The sequence below is a fragment of the Pseudomonas sp. B611 genome (assembly GCF_055407965.1).
This window is the reverse complement of sequence record NZ_JBUZST010000025.1, coordinates 47,078-63,860: the sequence shown is the minus strand read 5'-3', so window position 1 is coordinate 63,860 and position 16,783 is coordinate 47,078. Positions and strand designations below refer to the sequence as shown.

At 57.5% G+C, this 16,783-nt stretch carries 18 protein-coding genes and 1 pseudogene; 15 read left to right on the top strand and 4 right to left on the bottom strand.

Annotated elements, in window-relative coordinates; translation table 11 throughout:
* The first annotated feature begins 212 nt into the window (after window positions 1–212).
* The 7 genes from istA to ACZRMO_RS28315 all read left to right on the top strand — a co-directional run bounded on the left by istA (window position 213) and on the right by ACZRMO_RS28315 (window position 7,061).
* Window positions 213–1,712 (top strand): IS21-like element ISPst3 family transposase, encoded by a 1,500-nt coding sequence (gene istA / locus ACZRMO_RS28345; protein WP_110992713.1) that lies wholly within the window; start codon window positions 213–215, stop codon window positions 1,710–1,712.
* Window positions 1,705–2,508 (top strand): IS21-like element ISPst3 family helper ATPase IstB, encoded by an 804-nt coding sequence (istB, locus tag ACZRMO_RS28340; RefSeq protein WP_071890699.1) that lies wholly within the window; start codon window positions 1,705–1,707, stop codon window positions 2,506–2,508. Before istA ends, istB begins: the two co-directional genes overlap by 8 nt.
* 354 nt (window positions 2,509–2,862) lie before the next feature.
* Window positions 2,863–3,984 (top strand): ISAs1-like element ISPa60 family transposase, encoded by a 1,122-nt coding sequence (locus ACZRMO_RS28335; protein ID WP_076611919.1) that lies wholly within the window; start codon window positions 2,863–2,865, stop codon window positions 3,982–3,984.
* Window positions 3,985–4,266: 282 nt separating this feature from the next.
* Window positions 4,267–4,710 (top strand): peptide-methionine (R)-S-oxide reductase MsrB, encoded by a 444-nt coding sequence (gene msrB, locus ACZRMO_RS28330; RefSeq protein ID WP_003464965.1) that lies wholly within the window; start codon window positions 4,267–4,269, stop codon window positions 4,708–4,710.
* Between the two features lies 1 nt (window position 4,711).
* Window positions 4,712–5,251, top strand: coding sequence for a peptide-methionine (S)-S-oxide reductase MsrA (msrA, locus tag ACZRMO_RS28325; RefSeq protein ID WP_003464967.1), 540 nt, complete (start codon window positions 4,712–4,714; stop codon window positions 5,249–5,251).
* Window positions 5,252–5,391: 140 nt separating this feature from the next.
* A complete protein-coding gene (locus tag ACZRMO_RS28320) occupies window positions 5,392–6,096 on the top strand; it encodes a glutathione S-transferase N-terminal domain-containing protein (protein WP_003464969.1) in 705 nt (234 codons plus the stop codon).
* Entirely contained in the window at window positions 6,093–7,061 is a 969-nt protein-coding gene (locus tag ACZRMO_RS28315) for a magnesium and cobalt transport protein CorA (protein WP_202034891.1), read from the top strand. The genes ACZRMO_RS28320 and ACZRMO_RS28315 overlap by 4 nt, the downstream gene beginning before the upstream one ends.
* A gap of 204 nt (window positions 7,062–7,265) precedes the next feature.
* On the opposite strand, the gene ACZRMO_RS28310 is transcribed toward ACZRMO_RS28315, so the two are convergent.
* A complete protein-coding gene (locus ACZRMO_RS28310; protein WP_016487060.1) occupies window positions 7,266–7,433 on the bottom strand; it encodes a hypothetical protein in 168 nt (55 codons plus the stop codon).
* A gap of 75 nt (window positions 7,434–7,508) precedes the next feature.
* On the opposite strand from ACZRMO_RS28310, the gene ACZRMO_RS28305 reads away from it, so the two are divergent.
* The 3 genes from ACZRMO_RS28305 (at window position 7,509) to ACZRMO_RS28295 (ending at window position 9,378) form a co-directional block, all read left to right on the top strand.
* Window positions 7,509–8,522 carry a zinc-binding alcohol dehydrogenase family protein gene (locus tag ACZRMO_RS28305; protein ID WP_002118279.1) on the top strand — a complete coding sequence of 338 codons (1,014 nt, stop codon included), beginning with the start codon at window positions 7,509–7,511 and terminating at the stop codon, window positions 8,520–8,522.
* A 72-nt stretch (window positions 8,523–8,594) separates the two neighbouring features.
* Window positions 8,595–9,026, top strand: a complete 432-nt coding sequence (locus ACZRMO_RS28300) for a GlcG/HbpS family heme-binding protein (protein ID WP_005006001.1) — start codon at window positions 8,595–8,597, stop codon at window positions 9,024–9,026.
* A gap of 58 nt (window positions 9,027–9,084) precedes the next feature.
* Window positions 9,085–9,378 (top strand): DUF1330 domain-containing protein, encoded by a 294-nt coding sequence (locus ACZRMO_RS28295; RefSeq protein ID WP_010591688.1) that lies wholly within the window; start codon window positions 9,085–9,087, stop codon window positions 9,376–9,378.
* Window positions 9,379–9,703: 325 nt separating this feature from the next.
* Here the strand turns inward: ACZRMO_RS28295 and ACZRMO_RS28290 are convergent, their stop codons facing one another.
* Complete coding sequence (locus ACZRMO_RS28290; RefSeq protein ID WP_003464979.1) at window positions 9,704–10,174, bottom strand: TlpA family protein disulfide reductase; 471 nt, start codon at window positions 10,172–10,174, stop codon at window positions 9,704–9,706.
* A gap of 422 nt (window positions 10,175–10,596) precedes the next feature.
* On the opposite strand from ACZRMO_RS28290, the gene ACZRMO_RS28285 reads away from it, so the two are divergent.
* From ACZRMO_RS28285 to ACZRMO_RS28265, 5 genes are all read left to right on the top strand, one after another.
* Window positions 10,597–11,244 (top strand): sulfite oxidase-like oxidoreductase, encoded by a 648-nt coding sequence (locus ACZRMO_RS28285; RefSeq protein ID WP_002118288.1) that lies wholly within the window; start codon window positions 10,597–10,599, stop codon window positions 11,242–11,244.
* Complete coding sequence (locus ACZRMO_RS28280) at window positions 11,237–11,983, top strand: ferredoxin reductase (protein WP_002118292.1); 747 nt, start codon at window positions 11,237–11,239, stop codon at window positions 11,981–11,983. The genes ACZRMO_RS28285 and ACZRMO_RS28280 overlap by 8 nt, the downstream gene beginning before the upstream one ends.
* Window positions 11,984–12,436: 453 nt before the next feature.
* Window positions 12,437–12,709 (top strand): glutaredoxin 3, encoded by a 273-nt coding sequence (gene grxC / locus ACZRMO_RS28275; protein ID WP_005005995.1) that lies wholly within the window; start codon window positions 12,437–12,439, stop codon window positions 12,707–12,709.
* Between the two features lie 67 nt (window positions 12,710–12,776).
* On the top strand, window positions 12,777–13,058 hold the full coding sequence (locus tag ACZRMO_RS28270) for a DUF427 domain-containing protein (protein WP_003464986.1): 282 nt from the start codon (window positions 12,777–12,779) through the stop codon (window positions 13,056–13,058).
* 169 nt (window positions 13,059–13,227) lie between these two features.
* Window positions 13,228–13,494: a hypothetical protein gene (locus tag ACZRMO_RS28265; RefSeq protein ID WP_003464988.1), complete on the top strand. Its 267-nt coding sequence runs from the start codon at window positions 13,228–13,230 to the stop codon at window positions 13,492–13,494.
* An 860-nt stretch (window positions 13,495–14,354) separates the two neighbouring features.
* Here the strand turns inward: ACZRMO_RS28265 and sdhC are convergent.
* The gene (gene sdhC, locus ACZRMO_RS28260; RefSeq protein ID WP_005005993.1) at window positions 14,355–14,729 is read right to left on the bottom strand and encodes a succinate dehydrogenase, cytochrome b556 subunit; all 375 of its coding nucleotides are present in this window, start codon (window positions 14,727–14,729) and stop codon (window positions 14,355–14,357) included.
* A gap of 480 nt (window positions 14,730–15,209) precedes the next feature.
* Window positions 15,210–16,481, bottom strand: a pseudogene (locus ACZRMO_RS28255) (IS4-like element ISPa1635 family transposase).
* Window positions 16,482–16,783 lie beyond the last annotated feature (302 nt).

The window sequence follows — 16,783 nt, the reverse complement described above, 5'->3', positions numbered from 1 at the left end:
CGGCGGACACCGGTTGAATCGAAGTTGCCTACCTCGGCTTGAAGGCGTCGTTTATCGAGCGTTTTGAGGGTGTGCCAATGCAGGCCGGTGAGCTGGCTGTTGCCGCTGACCGAAAACTGACCCAGTAGAGGCTGTTCTGCCGACTGAAAACTGACCCAGGTGTTCAACTGCTTCTGCTCAATTTTTGAGCAGGAGAACACAGGGTGATCAGTATGGAAATGATGGGCAAAATTCGGCGGATGTATTTCCGCGACAAGCTGTCGCTGCATGAGATAGCCAAGCGCACCGGGCTGGCGCGCAACACGATTCGCAAGTGGGTCAGAGCACCTGAGGCCAAGCAGCCGGTGTACCAACGCCGCGCGATCTTTAACAAACTCAGCCCTTTTCACGCCACGCTAGAGCAGGCGCTAAAAGCCGATTCGCTGCGCCCCAAGCAACAGCGGCGCAGTGCCAAGGCGCTGTTGGCGCAAATCAAAGCCGAAGGTTATGACGGTGGCTACAGCCAGCTCACCGCGTTTATCCGTGCCTGGCGAGGGGGACAGGGCAAGGCGTCGCAGGCCTTTGTGCCGCTGACCTTTGCTCTTGGCGAGGCGTTTCAGTTTGACTGGAGCGAGGAAGGCTTGCTGGTCGGCGGCATTTACCGGCGTATGCAGGTGGCACATCTGAAGCTGTGTGCCAGCCGTGCGTTCTGGCTTGTGGCGTATCCGAGCCAGGGCCATGAGATGTTATTTGACGCCCATACACGCTCGTTCGGCGCCTTGGGCGGCGTGCCGCGCCGGGGCATCTACGACAACATGAAGACGGCCGTCGACAAGGTCAATAAGGGCAAAGGCCGGGCGGTGAATGCACGCTTTGCGGTGATGTGCGCGCATTACCTGTTCGATCCGGACTTCTGCAACGTCGCCGCTGGTTGGGAAAAGGGCATCGTTGAAAAGAACGTGCAAGACAGCCGCAGGCGTATCTGGCTAGACGCCCAGGACTGCCAGTTTCACTCCTTCGAGGAACTCAATGCCTGGCTGGGCCAGCGCTGCCGCGCGCTTTGGAACGAGCTGACGCACCCTCAATACAGCGGGCTGAGTGTGGCCGAAGTGCTGGAGTTGGAGCGCGCTGAACTGATGCCTGTGCCAGCGCCATTCGACGGTTACGTCGAGCGGCCTGCGCGGGTCTCCAGCACCTGCCTGGTCAGCGTCGGGCGCAACCGCTACTCGGTGCCGTGTGAGTACGCGGGTAAGTGGGTCAGCAGCCGTTTGTATCCGACGCGAATCGAGGTGGTGGCTGACGACGCGCTGATCGCCAGCCATGTCCGCTTGCTGGATCGCGACCAGGTCAGCTATGACTGGCAGCACTACCTCCCGCTGATCGAACGCAAGCCCGGTGCGCTGCGCAACGGCGCGCCCTTTGCTGATCTGCCGGCGCCGCTGCGTCAGCTTAAGCACGGTCTGGGGCGTCATGCCGGCGGTGACCGGATCATGGCGCAAGTCCTGGCTGCCGTACCGGTCGCCGGACTCGATGCCGTGCTGGTAGCCGTTGAGCTGGTACTGGAGAGCGGCAGCCTGAGCGCCGAACACATCCTCAATGTCGTGGCACGGCTGACAGCATCCGAACCACCACCCAGCGTCGAAACCCACTTGTCGCTCAAGGAAGCCCCCGTCGCTAACACGGCGCGCTACGACCGCCTGCGTGGCCAGGCCGAGGAGGTCGGTCATGCGTGATTTGATGGCGGAACTCAAGGAGCTGCGCCTGCACGGCATGGCCACGGCCTTGGCGGAGTTAACTGCACAGGGTGAGTCGAACACAGCCTCGTCCAAGTGGCTGCTCGAACACCTGCTGGAACAAGAGCACACAGATCGCGCCATGCGCTCGGTGAGCCACCAGATGAACATGGCCAAGCTGCCGATGCACCGCGATCTGGCCGGCTTCGACTTCAGCGCCTCCAGCGCAGACGCTCGTTTGATCAGCGAACTGGCCAGTCTGGCCTTTACCGACACCGCGCAGAACGTGGTGCTGATCGGTGGGCCTGGCACCGGTAAAACCCACCTGGCCACTGCGCTGGCCGTGTCCGGCATCACCCGGCACGGCAAGCGCGTGCGCTTCTACTCCACGGTCGATCTGGTCAATCTGCTGGAGCGCGAAAAGCACGACGGCAAAGCCGGGCGGATCGCCCAAGCTCTGCTGCGCATGGATCTGGTCATCCTCGACGAACTGGGTTATCTGCCCTTCAGCCAGGCCGGCGGTGCGTTGCTGTTTCACCTGCTATCCAAGCTGTACGAACACACCAGCGTGGTGATCACCACCAACCTGAGCTTCGCCGAATGGTCGAGCGTGTTCGGCGACGCCAAGATGACCACCGCCCTGCTGGATCGGCTGACCCACCACTGCCACATCGTCGAAACCGGTAACGAGTCCTATCGCCTGCAACACAGTAGCTTGGCGGCCCAGGCCAAGATCAAATCACGGGAGCGAAAGCGTAAGGGCGGCCAGGAACCGGAGGACGATGAGCCGTTCTGATTTCATGGCGACGACGGCCTGCTACATGGCTGCGTGTGGCAGGTCTTAAACAACTGAACTGGGCTAGCGAAGGAGTGGGGGCAACAGCAGCTGCGCTGGTAGACTTATCCACAGTTGCTGGTAACAAAATCAGCAATCCGCCCTGGGTCAAATTTCAATCGGCAGGGTGGGTCAATTTTCCATCAGCGCCAACACACTAAGCAACCATCAGAAAATTTTGACTGTACGCCAAAAAATTCGCATCTACCAGCATCTAAACAGGCGTTGCAGGGCAATCGCATGAACGCCTGCCGATTTGAATGAGTCCTTTCCCAGCGGGCATCCTGAGCGCCTCTCTACTCAGGATGCCCTGCAATGTCGCATCACATACCAATCTCCGATGTTCTGGTCGCCATCAATGATCCCCGTCAGCAGGGCAAGATTCGTCACGACCTGGTCGAAACACTGGTCGTGGCTATCTGCGGCGTGCTTGCCGGCGCTGACACCTTCATCGAAATCGAACTCTGGGCTGAGCAGCGGCTGGACTGGTTCCGCCGTATTCTGAAACTACCCCACGGCATTCCCTCACACGACACCTTTGGACGGCTATTCAGCCTGATCGATCCAGAGGAGTTCGAGCAGGCCTTCCGCTGTTGGGTTGCGGCGATCCTACCGGCCCTTTCTCCGCAAGTGGTTGCCCTAGACGGCAAGACCAGTCGCCGCTCCGGCAAGAAAAACACGGCCCCGTTGCACCTGGTCAGCGCTTTTGCGGCTGATTCAGGGCTGATTCTCGGGCAGAGGGCGACCTCCCAGAAGTCCAACGAGAAGACCGCCATTCCTGAGCTGCTGGCCACACTGGCGCTTGAGGGCTGCACCGTGACGATCGATGCCATGGGTACCCAGCCGGACATTGCACAGGCCATTCTCGATCGCGGGGCGCACTATCTGCTGGCCATCAAGGGAAACCAGCCGAAGCTGGCCGAAGCGATCGATGACTTCGCTGACACCTTTTTGGACGGCGATCCTGCCCGGGTACCCCATGCGCACTTCGAGCATGTCGAGAAGGACCATGGCCGGCTGGAGGTTCGTCGCAGCCATGTTTTCGACCAACTCCAGTGCCTGCCACAGCCAGAACGCTGGCCAGGACTGCGCACTTTCGTGATGCTGGAGTCCGAGCGGACTGTGGGCAACCAGACCAGCCTGGAGCGCCGTTACTACATCAGCAGTCTTGCTCCGGATGCAGAGCGCATCGCACATGCCATCAGGGCGCACTGGGGCGTGGAGAACCGCGTCCACTGGTGCATGGATGTCATTTTTGGTGACGATCAGATGCGGATCCGAACCGGGCATGCTGCCCACAACATGGCCGTTCTCAAGCAACTTACATTGAATTTGATCCGGTTGGATCCGGTCAAGCGCAAGGGTGGCATCAAGGCACGAAGGCTGATTGCTGCAACCTCTGATGATTATCGGGCTGAACTATTAGGTCTCAGGTGAGCTTCATGCGATTGCCTTGACAGGCGTTGTTGATTATCATAAAACACTGACACTGTATTATATAATCGTGCTTTTGTGTTATTTTTTTAATATTTACTGATTACGTACTTGCTTAACCACTCAGTTGCGCTAGAACTAATAGACGCGAAATTTAAATCTCTAATTTTCCAACACTTAGTAAAACCTCGTTTGCCATCCCACTACCATTGTAGGAGCAAATCAGGAGACATAAAAAATTAGCGGTAGCGTGCCTGGCCCTCTAGATAAGTATTGGAGACTGTAATGAAGTTTGAAAAGTCACAGACAGCAATCGACCACCTGACTCCCGAGCAACACCGAATTACCCAGGAGGCGGGCACCGAAAGGCCCTTCACGGGCGAGTACAACGACAACAAGGAGCCTGGCATCTACGTCGACATAGTGTCGGGAGAGCCACTGTTCGCTTCGACGGACAAGTTCGATTCGGGTACTGGCTGGCCCAGCTTCACCAAGCCGATCGTTTCGGCAAACGTGAACGAGGTGCGGGACAGCGCACACGGCATGGTCCGGACGGAGGTCAGGTCAGTACACGCAGACAGTCATCTCGGCCATGTGTTCCCCGATGGTCCTTCCGACCGCGGCGGTCTGCGGTACTGCATCAACTCAGCGTCCCTTCGCTTCATCCCGCGCGACGAGATGGAGTCCGAGGGATACGGTGAATATCTCGATCAAGTAGAGGAGGCTTAACATGCATCAGCGCGCTGTTCTCGCAGGAGGATGTTTCTGGGGCATGCAGGATCTGATCCGCAAGCGGCCCGGCATCATCTCGACCCGTGTGGGTTACACGGGCGGCGATATTCCGAACGCCACGTATCGTAATCACGGCACGCATGCCGAGGGGATCGAGATTGTCTTCGACCCGACAGTGACGAGCTACCGGAACATCCTGGAATTCTTCTTCCAGATCCACGATCCGACGACGCTGAACCGCCAGGGCAATGATCGTGGGCTCTCCTACCGGTCGGGCATCTATTATGTCGACGAGGAGCAGAAGCGCGTCGCCGAGGATACGATCGCCGATGTGGATGCCTCGGGGCTGTGGGATGGCAAAGTGGTGACCGAGGTCCAGCCGGTCGGCGAGTTCTGGGAGGCCGAGCCCGATCACCAGGATTATCTGGAGAAGCGCCCGGGCGGCTACACCTGCCACTTCGTCCGTCCCGGCTGGGTGCTTCCGAAGCGCCAAAAGGTTGACGACGTACAGCCAGCGGCCGGGACCGCGGCGGAATAGGCTTCACTGCCGTTGCCACTGCGCCGATCCGGTCCGCAATCTTCGTGACCGCGTCGTTCAGCGACGCGGTCATCGAACCCTACTTCAGAGTGACGGCTCGTTCCAGTCAGTCGCCATCGCAACACCAGGATCGCAGATTTATGCCAGACCTCTCGTCCTTTCCGATCACGCAGCGCTGGCCGGCATCTCATCCCGATCGCCTGCAACTCTACGCAGCCCCTACGCCCAATGGCGTCAAGGTCTCGATCATGCTTGAGGAGACTGGCCTGGCGTACGAGCCCCACCTGATCGACATCTCGAACAACGAGTCGAAGGATCCGGCGTTCGTGTCGCTGAACCCGAACGGACGCATACCGGCGATCATCGATCCGGCTGGCCCTGACGGTAGACCCATCGCCTTATGGGAATCCGGTGCGATCCTCCTCTATCTGGCCGACAAGACGGGTCAGTTCATCTCCACCGAACCAGGCCAGCGTTACGAGACCCTAGCGTGGGTGTTCTTTCAGATGTCGGCCATCGGGCCGATGTTCGGTCAGCTCGGCTTCTTCCTGCGATTTGGCGGCAAGGACTATGAGGACAAGCGGCCGCAACAGCGCTTTATCGACGAATCCACGCGTCTGCTGGGGATTCTGGATCGCCGGCTGGAAGGCCGCGACTGGATCGTCGACGACTATTCGATCGCGGACATCGCGACGCTCGGCTGGGTGAATGCGCTGGTGGAATTCTACGCTGCGGGTGACATCCTTGGCCTCAGCAGCTTTTCGAACGTCCGCGCATGGCTTGGACGCGGGCTGGCTCGACCGGCCGTCCAGCGTGGCCTCCACATTCCCGCGAGGCCAGCATGAGCATCATCGCCGCCTATTATTACAACGAAGGCAAGCGAGTTCGCGAAATCGCGCTCGATGAGCACGTCAAGTTGGGCGAGAGTCGCTCGGGCTTCTGCTGGATCGCGCTTAGCGAACCCACCCCCGAGGAACTACTCGCGATCCAAAGGACATATAATCTTCATCCGTTGGCGATCGACAACGCGATGCACCCGCTGTGCCCGCCCAAGCTCGAGGTCTACAACGATGAGTTGTACGTCGTCGCGCAGACCGCCGAGCTGGTCGGCGACCGGATCAGCTACGGCAAGATGGCGATCTTCACCGGTCACAATCACCTTATCACCGTGCGGCACGGCAATGCCGGAGCGCTGGGCAAACTTCGGGAGCAACTCGAGGCATCGCCGACGCAGTTCGGCAAGGGTGTCGACTATGTGCTGCACGCGATCTTGCATCGCGTGGTCGACCAGTATCTGCCCATCTTCGAAATGATCGAGGACGACGTCCTGGCGATGGAGCGACGGTCGCTGCACGATTTCCTCGGGCCAGAAGAGGTGGTGCGAATCTTCGAACTAAGGTCCGAACTCACGCGGTTCCAGCGCACGCTCGGGGCTATGGCCGAGCTGGTGCGAAAGCTCGTTCGCGGCCACTTTCCCTGCATCAGCGCCGAAATGACACCATATTTCCACGACGTCGCGGACCATGTCCACCGCGTGCAGTCCATGGTCGACGGCCTCCTGCTTGTCCTGTCCACGGTCTTTGAGGCCAGCAGCCTTCTTGAAGCGCAAAGGACGGGGGTGATCACCCGCCAGCTGGCGGCTTGGGCGGCAATACTGGCAGTCCCGACGGCGATCGCTGGAATATACGGCATGAACTTTAAGCACATGCCGGAGCTGGACACGGCCTACGGATACTTTGTCGTGCTCGGAGTGATAGCGATATCGTGCGTTTTCCTATTTGTGCGCTTCAAGAAGGCTAAGTGGCTGTGAATACTGCCCATCGTTTTCTTCGCCGTCATCTGACGGTTACAGCGGGCCTTATACGGAAGCTTGTCCAATCCAACTCAAGATGAAGGTGCGTCCATGACATAGCAGCTGACCGACGCTCTACAAGCAGTTCAGTCCTTCATCGCCAAGGGCTAAGACCGCGAATAGCGCGTCAAGGACAGCAATCTCGTCGATCTCGAGCCAGGATCAACCATCGGTCCGTGCGGCATCTGCGTCGACGCGGCGTTTCGCCTCGGAAGCGGTGATGATGGCGATAACGCCTCCACCCTCTACGCGATCACCGATCCGGCGACCGAGCATAAGGGCCTGTTGATCGACGTGTTCGATGAAATCTGCTACCGCGACCCAGTTCAAGAGTCGGGACCTCAATGTAGAAGAAGTTGACTAACGAGCATTCGCGTCATCCGATCAAGCAAGCTGGAGACATTTATGAAAGCCATTGGTTACAAGGTTCCGGGACCCATCGCCGCGGATGCCGCGCTGGTCGACATCAATCTGCCTCGGCCTGTCGCTGCAGGATACGATATCCTGGTTGAGGTGAAGGCCGTCTCGGTCAACCCGGTCGACTACAAGGTCCGCAACAGCACGCCGCCGGCAGATGGCGATTGGAAGGTGCTGGGATGGGATGCCGCCGGGATTGTGCGCGAGGTCGGCCCCGACGTCACGCAGTTCGAGTTAGGCGACGAGGTCTATTATGCCGGATCGATCACACGGCCCGGTACCAATGCGGAGTTCCATCTCGTCGACGCCCGGATTGTCGGTCACAAACCTGCGTCGCTCTCCTGGGCGGAAGCGGCGGCGCTGCCGCTGACGACGTTGACGGCCTGGGAGGCGATGTTCGACCGCCTGGACGTGGCGAAGCCCGTACCCGGTGCGGCGGAGGCGATCCTCATCATCGGTGGCGCGGGCGGGGTTGGGTCGATCGCCGTCCAGATCGCGCGACAGCGCACGGACCTCACCGTCATCGCCACAGCCTCTCGACCGGAAACCCAAGAGTGGGTAAGAGGGCTTGGAGCTCACCACGTCATCGACCATTCTCGTCCGCTCGCGCCACAGATCGCCGAACTCGGCATCGGTGCTCCCGCTTTCGTCTTTTCGACCACACATACCGAGCAACATGTCGCCGACATCGCCGAACTGATCGCCCCACAAGGACGGTTCGGACTGATCGACGATCCCAAGGCATTCGATATCATGGTTTTCAAGCGCAAGGCGGTGTCGATCCACCACGAGCTGATGTTCACGCGGTCGATCTACGGCACGCCCGACATGAATGAGCAGGGCGAGATTCTGGATGCGATGGCAGCGCTGGTTGACGACGGCAAAATCCGCACGACGCTGACCCGGCGACTGTCGCCGATCAATGCCGCCAATCTGAAGACGGTGCATGCACTGATCGAAAGTGGCGCGGCTAAAGGCAAGATCGTCCTCGAAGGCTTCTAACGACCGCGATCGCCAAACATCTTGTCCAACCTCAAAAAGCCGAACGGGTTATGCCCCAGCGATGAGAATCCCATGACCAAATCTATTGCCACCGCCTCGATCAACCGCGAAACCGCAGTCGCCCTCATCGACGCGGCGCTCGCTGCGGCCCGTGCCATCGGCATCCCGGCTGCCGTCGCCGTCGTCGACGCCACCGGTAACCTGCGCGCGTTCGAGCGCACCGACGATGCGCCGTTCCTTACCGTCGATGTTGCCATCGACAAGGCCTGGAGTTCCGCCTCGTTTGGGTTCCCGACCCATGTCTGGAACGACTATGTGACCAACGATCCAAAAGTGGCGCCGCTAGCCTATCGCCCTCGGATGGTCGCTGTCGGCGGCGGTTATCCGATTCTGGAGGATGGGAAGTTGATCGGCGGCATAGGCATCTCCGGAGGCAACTATCAGCAGGATCAGGATGCGTGCGTCGAGGCACTCATGAAAATCGGGTTCCAGTTGCCAGCCTGACGACTGTGAGGCCATCACCGGTGGTAATGGCCAACAGATCCAACCTTTGAGAGGCCTAATGATGGAAGCGTTCGTCGTCTTTACGCGGGAAGAAACCAGCGACCCACATGCACTCGCAACCTATTCTGCAGGCGTCGGACCATCGTTCGATGGTCACGACGTTACCTTTCTCGCCGCTTATGGCGCGATCCAGCATTTGGAGGGGCCGCCCATCGAAGGGGCCGTAATCTTGCGTTTCCCGACGATGCAGGCCGCTCGCGACTGGTATGACAGTCCCGCCTACCAAACCATCGCTGCTCAACGCTTTGCCGGTTCCCGTTACCGCGCCTTTATCATTGAAGGGCGGCGGTGACATACCGACAGAAGCACTTCGGCGCTGACCACGAGGTATCGGCGTGTGAACTCGCATCTTGGGAATCTGTGGGGGGGACCAAGACAGCGGCGCTAGGGGCTCATATCGTCGATCGGATCAGAGAGTTGCTCGGCGAGAATGGGTTATCTATTGCCGAGCTGACGGAGCGGAGCCGCCCTCTCCCAACGGATTGATTCAATCGTTGACGCTCCTCCTATCCGGATCCGGGTTTTCGCACGCTGATCAACAGAGTTACAGCGCGCAACGCCTGTAGTGGGCATCAGGGGATGGGTGGCAATCAGGATGATTGCCCACCTTCCAACGATTAACCTTGCTCAAGTTGCTTCACTAGTCGCTCCGCGTCGAGATGGAAGTCCGAGAAAACAATGCTACCGCCAGCGTCGATAACCGTAAACCACGGAGTTCCTCGTGTGCGGTAGTCTTCCATGAAGGTTGGAAACGGCGAGCCGGTCGGTTGCTCGTCGTGACCGAAAACGATAGGAAGCTCATACTTGAGCTGGTTCACGCGCAACTTCTCGAAGGTATTCTCATGCGTTCCTTCGAAGACAGTCTGGATCACTGCGAACCCCACGTCTTTTGAGCTCAACGCTGCATGCAACTTTTGTAGCGTCGGAAACCCATGCAAATGGCAACCTTGGCACCAATGCTGGAAGGCAAACAAGATTTTCGGGCCGGGCCCGATATCTGACAGTTTGAACGGCGCGATACTTTCCCCATCTTTGCCAATCCATTTTTGCACCCGCAGCTCAGGCGCTTGTCGTTCGATCTCGTTCATCTGATCCTCCAACCCCGATACAGAAGCTTAGTGGATGATCGCGCGTCGCGACGGTGCGCGAACGTCCGACCTTATTTTCCCTATTTCCTGAAGCCAGAATAGATCAGATCGACATTTCGTCCTTAATATACTCAAGCTGCCGGCGAGCGCGAACTGGGCAACCATGCGCTGGTGAGCCTTGAGCTTTGCACGCTGCCCATCCGTTTGAGAGCGAACCTGCAACTTCCGCTCCGCATACCGCAGATCAGCGTACGCAGCCTTGGGGTTATCTACCCTATAGCCATTGGGTATTGGGAATCATGCTGGCCTGACGCTATGTTCGATACGCGATTTTTTACGATGATAGAGCATCTGTATCTGATTTTTAGTCGATTGGCTTATTCGGCGGATGTGCGGGCAAATGCTTTACGCAGAGTACTGAAATGAAGGCCGGCTTCGGTCTGCCGTATCGAGCAAGAGGGGTCACTATGGTCACCAGAGGTTTCACCGGTCGCGGTTCAGGCGACCAGTCCGATCGGATTCCGCCAGGTCAGCATCTGGTGGAGGATTTCCCTGTTCTGTCGGCCGGCCCTACGCCGAGGGTAGAGCCCTCCGACTGGAAATTCACAGTCAAAATTGGTCCGAAGCCCGTCAAAACGTGGAATTGGGGCGAATTCAACACTCTACCAAAGACCCAGGTGACAAAGGATATTCACTGCGTCACCTCTTGGTCCAAACTGGATACCGTTTGGGAGGGTGTACTCATTGAAGACATCCTTGCAGATGCAGAGCTTGATCGGCCTACCGATTTCGTCTTGGCGCACTGCTACGATAATTATTCGACAAACGTCCCTCTGACGGATCTGCTTTCCGGGAAAGCGATGGTCGCCCTCAGTTATGCGGGCAAGCCACTTTCCCGCGATCATGGGGGGCCGGCGCGTCTTCTAGTGCCGCACCTTTACTTCTGGAAATCCGCCAAATGGGTGAATGCGCTGCAATTCACGACGCGTGACGAGGCCGGCTTTTGGGAGCTGCACGGCTATCACATCTACGGCGATCCGTGGCGCGAACAACGATACACCCATGACTGAAAACGAAGCGCAAGTCCGTTCGTGGCAATCATGCGTGATCGACGACATCATCCAGCAAACACCGAGTATCAAGAGCTTCTTCCTTCGGTTGAGCAAGCCGTTCGCGCACACCGCAGGTCAGCACGTCGATATCCGGCTGACCGCGCCCGACGGCTACAGTGCAATGCGCAGCTACTCGATCGCGTCATCGGCAGTTTCGACCCCGATCGTCGAGATAGCTATCGAGCGCATGCCGGATGCCGAAGTTTCGCCGTTTTTTCACGACATCGCGGCGATTGGTGACGAAATCGAAGTTCGCGGTCCGCTCGGTGGCCATTTCCTTTGGCCTGAGCCTGCCATAGATCCGGTTCTGTTGATCGGGGGAGGCTCCGGCCTCGTGCCGTTGATGGCAATGATCCGGCAGCGCCGCGCATTGGCCCAAGCCGTTCCGACAGCGTTGCTCCTGTCCGCACGAACCGCCGAGGACGTTCTCTTCTCAGAAGAACTTCATTGCATCGAAATCAGCGATCCGGCGTTCGTCCTGGCGCTCGCGATTACGCGCGAGAAACCGGTTCGCGCATCGGACTTTGCGCGACGGATCGACGGCATGATGGTCCAAGAAATTCTAACCAGGCTTCAGGGAAAGCCGACGCAAGTGTTCGTCTGCGGGTCTAACGGATTCGTCAACATCGCAACCGATAGCGCGCTGCTGGCGGGCTTGGACGCCTCCATCATCAAGACGGAGCGCTACGGGGGCTAGCGGCGCGAGCTATCTCACGTCGCGCCGATCGTAGACGTGCGCCCTGGGAAGCTTTGGCGATCAACGTGAACCGTTTTGCCGAACACAGTCTTCGTACCCCCCGGCCTCTAGAACGCCTTCGCTCGCGATACCTGGCTCGACATCAAGCTCAATTTGAAAGTTCCTGCACTATCCGTCGTCCTGATATGCTCGACCAGCATGATGGGCGATTCGAGCGGGACCGCTTCCGTCCCAATCGAGGCTCGGTTACCTTAGAGCATCGGCTCGGCGCTACAGGAGGCGCGTGCGGCCTCTGCCTGGCGGTGAAAGCACTTTGGGCCATGTCGCCTGGATAGCGGCCAATCGTCAGCATCTGCTCCGATGTCGGCCAAGGTGCAGTCGCCATCTTTGAACGCCGCGAATTGGAGATCAACGCCATGACAGCGATCCGCGTGCAACTGCCGGAGATGCAATATGACAACTGATGTATTGCTGTACACCACGAATTGGTGCCCGTTCTGCCGCCGAGCGAAGGCGCTCCTCAAGGAAAAGGGCGTGCGATGGAAGGAGCTCGATATTGAGGCGGATCCGGCTCACCGGCAGGCCATGGCGGAAGCGTCGGGGCGAAGCTCCGTGCCGCAGATCTTCATCAATGGCACCCTTATCGGTGGCTCCGATGAGCTATTCGCGCTCGATGTCAGAGGCGAGCTCGACAAACTTCTCGGGCGCAACCCGCCTGCCACCTGAGGAGGTGCGGCTTGGGGCAGCCAGCCCGCGAGCCTTCGCCGGTTGATGAATACAAAAGGAGAGTCCGTTGGTCTCAGCCATCTGGAAAGACACTACTATCGCCACAAGCGACGAAACAGTCATCGTCGAGGGAAATCACTACTTCCCACCGTCAGGAGTCGACCTGAGCCTGCTTGAGATGAGCCCGCACACATCTGTCTGTCCGATCAAAGGCGCCGCGCGCTTCTTTCATGTTCGCGCGGGTGACGCGCTCAACGTGAACGCCGCTTGGACCTATCCCGCCCCCACTCCGGATGCCGAGGGTATCCGGGATTACATCGCTTTCTGGAAAGGCGTGGACGTTGCCTAGCAGACTGGACGGACGACTTCGCTGATAGCCATGCGGGCGCCGACATCTCAATTATCCTGCCCACCCCGGGCCTCGTCGGCTGCAGGAATCTGCCCGGCACCTTAGCGCGACCCGGCACTGGCGGTCTCGCACCCGCCGCGCCTCTGTTCTATCAATAAGGATGGATGACATGGAGCATTCCGAGTTCGATGCCGCTTTCGCGAAGCTTGCGGAGGGATACAGAGAAGGGACTTATGAAGGCCGGCGTTTCAGCTTGATCGTCCGGCGATCTGGGGACGGACGTCGCAACAGTCTGTTCGCCAGGGAGTTGGACGGGACTGACATTGTCAGCTTCAACCTCTTCCGCGTTACATCAGATAGGACATTGTTGAAGCCGTGCGAAATGTCCGCCGAAAAGGTCGTAGCGTTCGTGCTGGAGTTCCGACCGGACACCTGACGGGCAGAAGAAGATCCCGGCCAACCGGCGCGCCTGCGACGGCCGGCTATCTAAGGCTGCGCAAGCCTATAGCCGCAGCTCATTGCACTTCGTCTGGCGAGGAATTCAACATCGATACGTCGCCATCCGCGGGGATATCGGTACAGGCGCCCGTGTAAGCCAGATTGAGAAATCCTAAGCGATGACTAACACCAATGACGCCACCCTTCCGACACATTCTATTCTTGAGGAATGCACAGCGATGGCTGTCGTCAACGCTCTGAAGATTATTCTGAAGAACAGCTACGCGATCTACCTTAAGACAAAAAATGCCACTCGGGCGCATCCCGCCCCTACTTCAGGGACTTTCACTTGCTTCTCGCTCTGTCACTCACAGCATCGGCACGCCCATGACGCATGGTATCCAGGCCTCATAATTTTCCCATATAACCTTCTTGTCTTTTGCGCACCCAGAAAGACTCGAGGCTTTAACTGGACAGATGAGCCCTCGAGGGTAGTGTTCACCTGATTGGCTTTCTCATATCTGATGTTGATTCGCACAGTGTGCCAACCAGGTGATAGTTTCAAAAAACCTGCGCTTCAGAGCGAATTAGACGATCTTCGATAAGAGCGATCCGCCTCAAAATCCAAAACATCTAACATTGTCCTAGAGCCATATTTGTACCTAGTACTATGGCGCTCCCATTAACACATTTGATGATGCACAGAAAACTTAGCTCATGATAGCTTTCAGCTAACAGCTATTCGGAAGCCCGAAAGGATTCAACCGTTTAAGCGTGAACCGTCGATTATAAATACTTTCGTAAGTTAGCTTTAAAGGACGCTTTTAGTCCTTGTAAATACGCATTACGACTCCACAGCTACCAAATCCATACGGCGCCAGCAACCATTAAAACACCCGACACTACTAAAACAATAGTAGAGGCGCGATTGCTGCCTTTCAAAGTATGACCAACACCCACATCCATAACTAGGTGTCGAATTCCGGCTACGAGATGATAAATAAATGAAGAGTATACCAACCAGAAACTAACTTTGCCGAAAGGTGAAGAAAAAATCTCCTTGACTTCATTAAAACCCTTTTCTGACTCCAACGATTTGCTCAGCATATACAGTATCAGTCCCAGAAAAATAAAGAGCATAATTCCTGAAATCCGGTGCAGAATCGATGTAAGCGCCGTGAGAGGAAGCTGAATGGTTCGAATATCAAGATTAACCGGCCGCTTTTTATTCATTTTGACTCCAGTCAACAATTCTAGTGGGGGATTTCAGTTTTCGATCTCATTCATCATAGCAGCTGTAACTAAGGCTGGCGGCGACAATAATGGAGATATTCGGGGCTTACGTTGCATTTTGAGGTCGCAAGTGCATGTGCGTAAATTGAAGCAAATTGCAAGGTTATGCCCAATAGGTAGCTAGCTTATTAATTTAACAAAAGTGACGTGTGTCGTTCTGCAGGGCATGCTGTTCCCCCAATGTCATCAACCTAAGCTGCAGCCCTGCCCAAGGCAAGCCCCCCGAAGCAGCCAGCCGCCATGGCCGTCGGGCGATGACCAGGCCTCTGCCGCTCAATCAGGCGGTCTAACTGGGCTGGCGGTGATGTGATCATCGTCTGTTCCGGCTGTCTAGGCGAGATTTCTCGTTCTCCGGACGAGCCTATGCCGACCGCTTGTGGCCAGCTTTTTTTTGCACGGAGGTTGGGCGGTGGTGTTTCTTCAGCGCGTCGGTTTGTAGCCCTCACAACCTCGGCTGGCTGCGCGTTTGCGTTGGCGCGCAAAGCTACGGCCTGAGCGTACGGCACTGAGGCTTTTAGCCATCAAGGCCAGCACATTGCTCAGCCCCTGAGCACAGTGCCGCACCAGCAGCTCGACCAGGGTATTTTTGAGCCGTGACACGCCTTGGGTGAAGTTGACTTTCCATCGCAGCTTGCGGCCTTTGTGGCGCTGTTCGATGACTGGCTGTAGCAGGTGCTGCATCAACAGCGCCAGGTTCTTCAACAGTTGAGCGGCATGAAAGTCCTGCTTTACAGCGGTCACGCTGCGGCCGCTGAAGTTGTCCAGCGTCAGGGTTTGTTTGAGGCGACGGAAGTCGGTTTCGATGCCCCAGCGGCGGTGGTAAAGCTCGGCAAACACCTCAGCGGGAAAGGCTTCTCGATCCAGCAACGAGGTCAGCAATACCTCGCTTTCGCCGTTGGCCAACTCGACCCGGATCAGTCTCAGCTCGATCTGGCTGGCAGGATCAACGCCAGCCTCGGAGCAGAACAGACGTGCTTCAGGATGGTTGGCCACGAAAAGCTGTGTGTCTTCAACTTGGCCAGAGTGTAGAAACGCTTTGACCTGGGCGTTATAGCCACAGGGCAGGCGCATCAGAAAGTGCCGCTGTTGCTGCGCGAACAGCGCGAATAACCAGTGCCCAGGGTAACCACGGTCAAACAGCGTCAGGCTGTCAGCCGGCAGGTGCTAAAGGTGCAGATGGGCACAGTCGCGCTCGCCGACGGTCAGGGGCACGATCAGGCTATGCAGGGTTTGACCGTCAGCGACTTCGTAGAGTGTGGACAAGCGAGCCATGGGAAAGCCAGAGTGACTGCCAAAGAAGGTCGCCATGGTCGACTCCAGGGGTAAATGCACGGTCGAGCCATCCACCGCGAGCACCCTCAGCCCACGCCACTTCTGGCGCAGCCCGAAGCAGTCAATTTGTTGCTGCAGGAGGCGATTGAGACTTTCAAATACCTCGGGGTTGAGCTTTTTGCGCGCTTTGCAGAAGGCCTGCGCAGTGACCATTTGCGTCTCAGTCGACGCCTGATTGAGTACGCGATAGAACTGATCGAGTTCGGTTTGCAGGGCCGTGCGCGGCTGATTGAGCAGGAACAGGACGAGGTTCTTGAAGGTGAGCTGGCGTCGGCGGGTAAAGTCTTGAGGATTCTGGCGGTGGGCGGCGATGAAGGCGGGACAATCGAGCGGACTGGTTACTTTTTGTACAATTTTCAAACCAGGGCTTGGCTGGCGGTGTCAAGCGATGCGGTATAGGTAGTCAAAAGGGCTTCTCCCATGCACTGATTTGAGCGCTAATTATATGATATTTATGGATAATTTCCAAAGTTGATGACATTGGCTGTTCCCCAACCCTGGAAAACCTATCCTCTTTAACACGTCAAAGTCGATTGATAGGCTTGCTGCAACAGCTATCTGCCCGGTTGAAGTCGAAGATCGATGTATCTGTAGGGTTTGGAAATAAATGCGGGCGCCCACCGCACTCACGGCTCAGTTACCATTCTTTGTGCATCGCGGCC

What these genes read in the sequence shown, in the direction of transcription:
- istA (WP_110992713.1), top strand. Translation starts at nt 213, where the DNA reads ATGGAAATGATGGGCAAAATTCGGCGGATGTATTTCCGCGACAAGCTG.
- sdhC (WP_005005993.1), bottom strand. Translation starts at nt 14,729, where the DNA reads ATGAATAAAAAGCGGCCGGTTAATCTTGATATTCGAACCATTCAGCTT.
- ACZRMO_RS28280 (WP_002118292.1), top strand. Translation starts at nt 11,237, where the DNA reads ATGACTGAAAACGAAGCGCAAGTCCGTTCGTGGCAATCATGCGTGATC.
- ACZRMO_RS28315 (WP_202034891.1), top strand. Translation starts at nt 6,093, where the DNA reads ATGAGCATCATCGCCGCCTATTATTACAACGAAGGCAAGCGAGTTCGC.
- istB (WP_071890699.1), top strand. Translation starts at nt 1,705, where the DNA reads ATGCGTGATTTGATGGCGGAACTCAAGGAGCTGCGCCTGCACGGCATG.
- ACZRMO_RS28305 (WP_002118279.1), top strand. Translation starts at nt 7,509, where the DNA reads ATGAAAGCCATTGGTTACAAGGTTCCGGGACCCATCGCCGCGGATGCC.
- msrA (WP_003464967.1), top strand. Translation starts at nt 4,712, where the DNA reads ATGCATCAGCGCGCTGTTCTCGCAGGAGGATGTTTCTGGGGCATGCAG.
- ACZRMO_RS28320 (WP_003464969.1), top strand. Translation starts at nt 5,392, where the DNA reads ATGCCAGACCTCTCGTCCTTTCCGATCACGCAGCGCTGGCCGGCATCT.
- ACZRMO_RS28285 (WP_002118288.1), top strand. Translation starts at nt 10,597, where the DNA reads ATGAAGGCCGGCTTCGGTCTGCCGTATCGAGCAAGAGGGGTCACTATG.
- msrB (WP_003464965.1), top strand. Translation starts at nt 4,267, where the DNA reads ATGAAGTTTGAAAAGTCACAGACAGCAATCGACCACCTGACTCCCGAG.
- ACZRMO_RS28295 (WP_010591688.1), top strand. Translation starts at nt 9,085, where the DNA reads ATGATGGAAGCGTTCGTCGTCTTTACGCGGGAAGAAACCAGCGACCCA.
- ACZRMO_RS28265 (WP_003464988.1), top strand. Translation starts at nt 13,228, where the DNA reads ATGGAGCATTCCGAGTTCGATGCCGCTTTCGCGAAGCTTGCGGAGGGA.
- ACZRMO_RS28290 (WP_003464979.1), bottom strand. Translation starts at nt 10,174, where the DNA reads ATGAACGAGATCGAACGACAAGCGCCTGAGCTGCGGGTGCAAAAATGG.
- ACZRMO_RS28300 (WP_005006001.1), top strand. Translation starts at nt 8,595, where the DNA reads ATGACCAAATCTATTGCCACCGCCTCGATCAACCGCGAAACCGCAGTC.
- grxC (WP_005005995.1), top strand. Translation starts at nt 12,437, where the DNA reads ATGACAACTGATGTATTGCTGTACACCACGAATTGGTGCCCGTTCTGC.
- ACZRMO_RS28335 (WP_076611919.1), top strand. Translation starts at nt 2,863, where the DNA reads ATGTCGCATCACATACCAATCTCCGATGTTCTGGTCGCCATCAATGAT.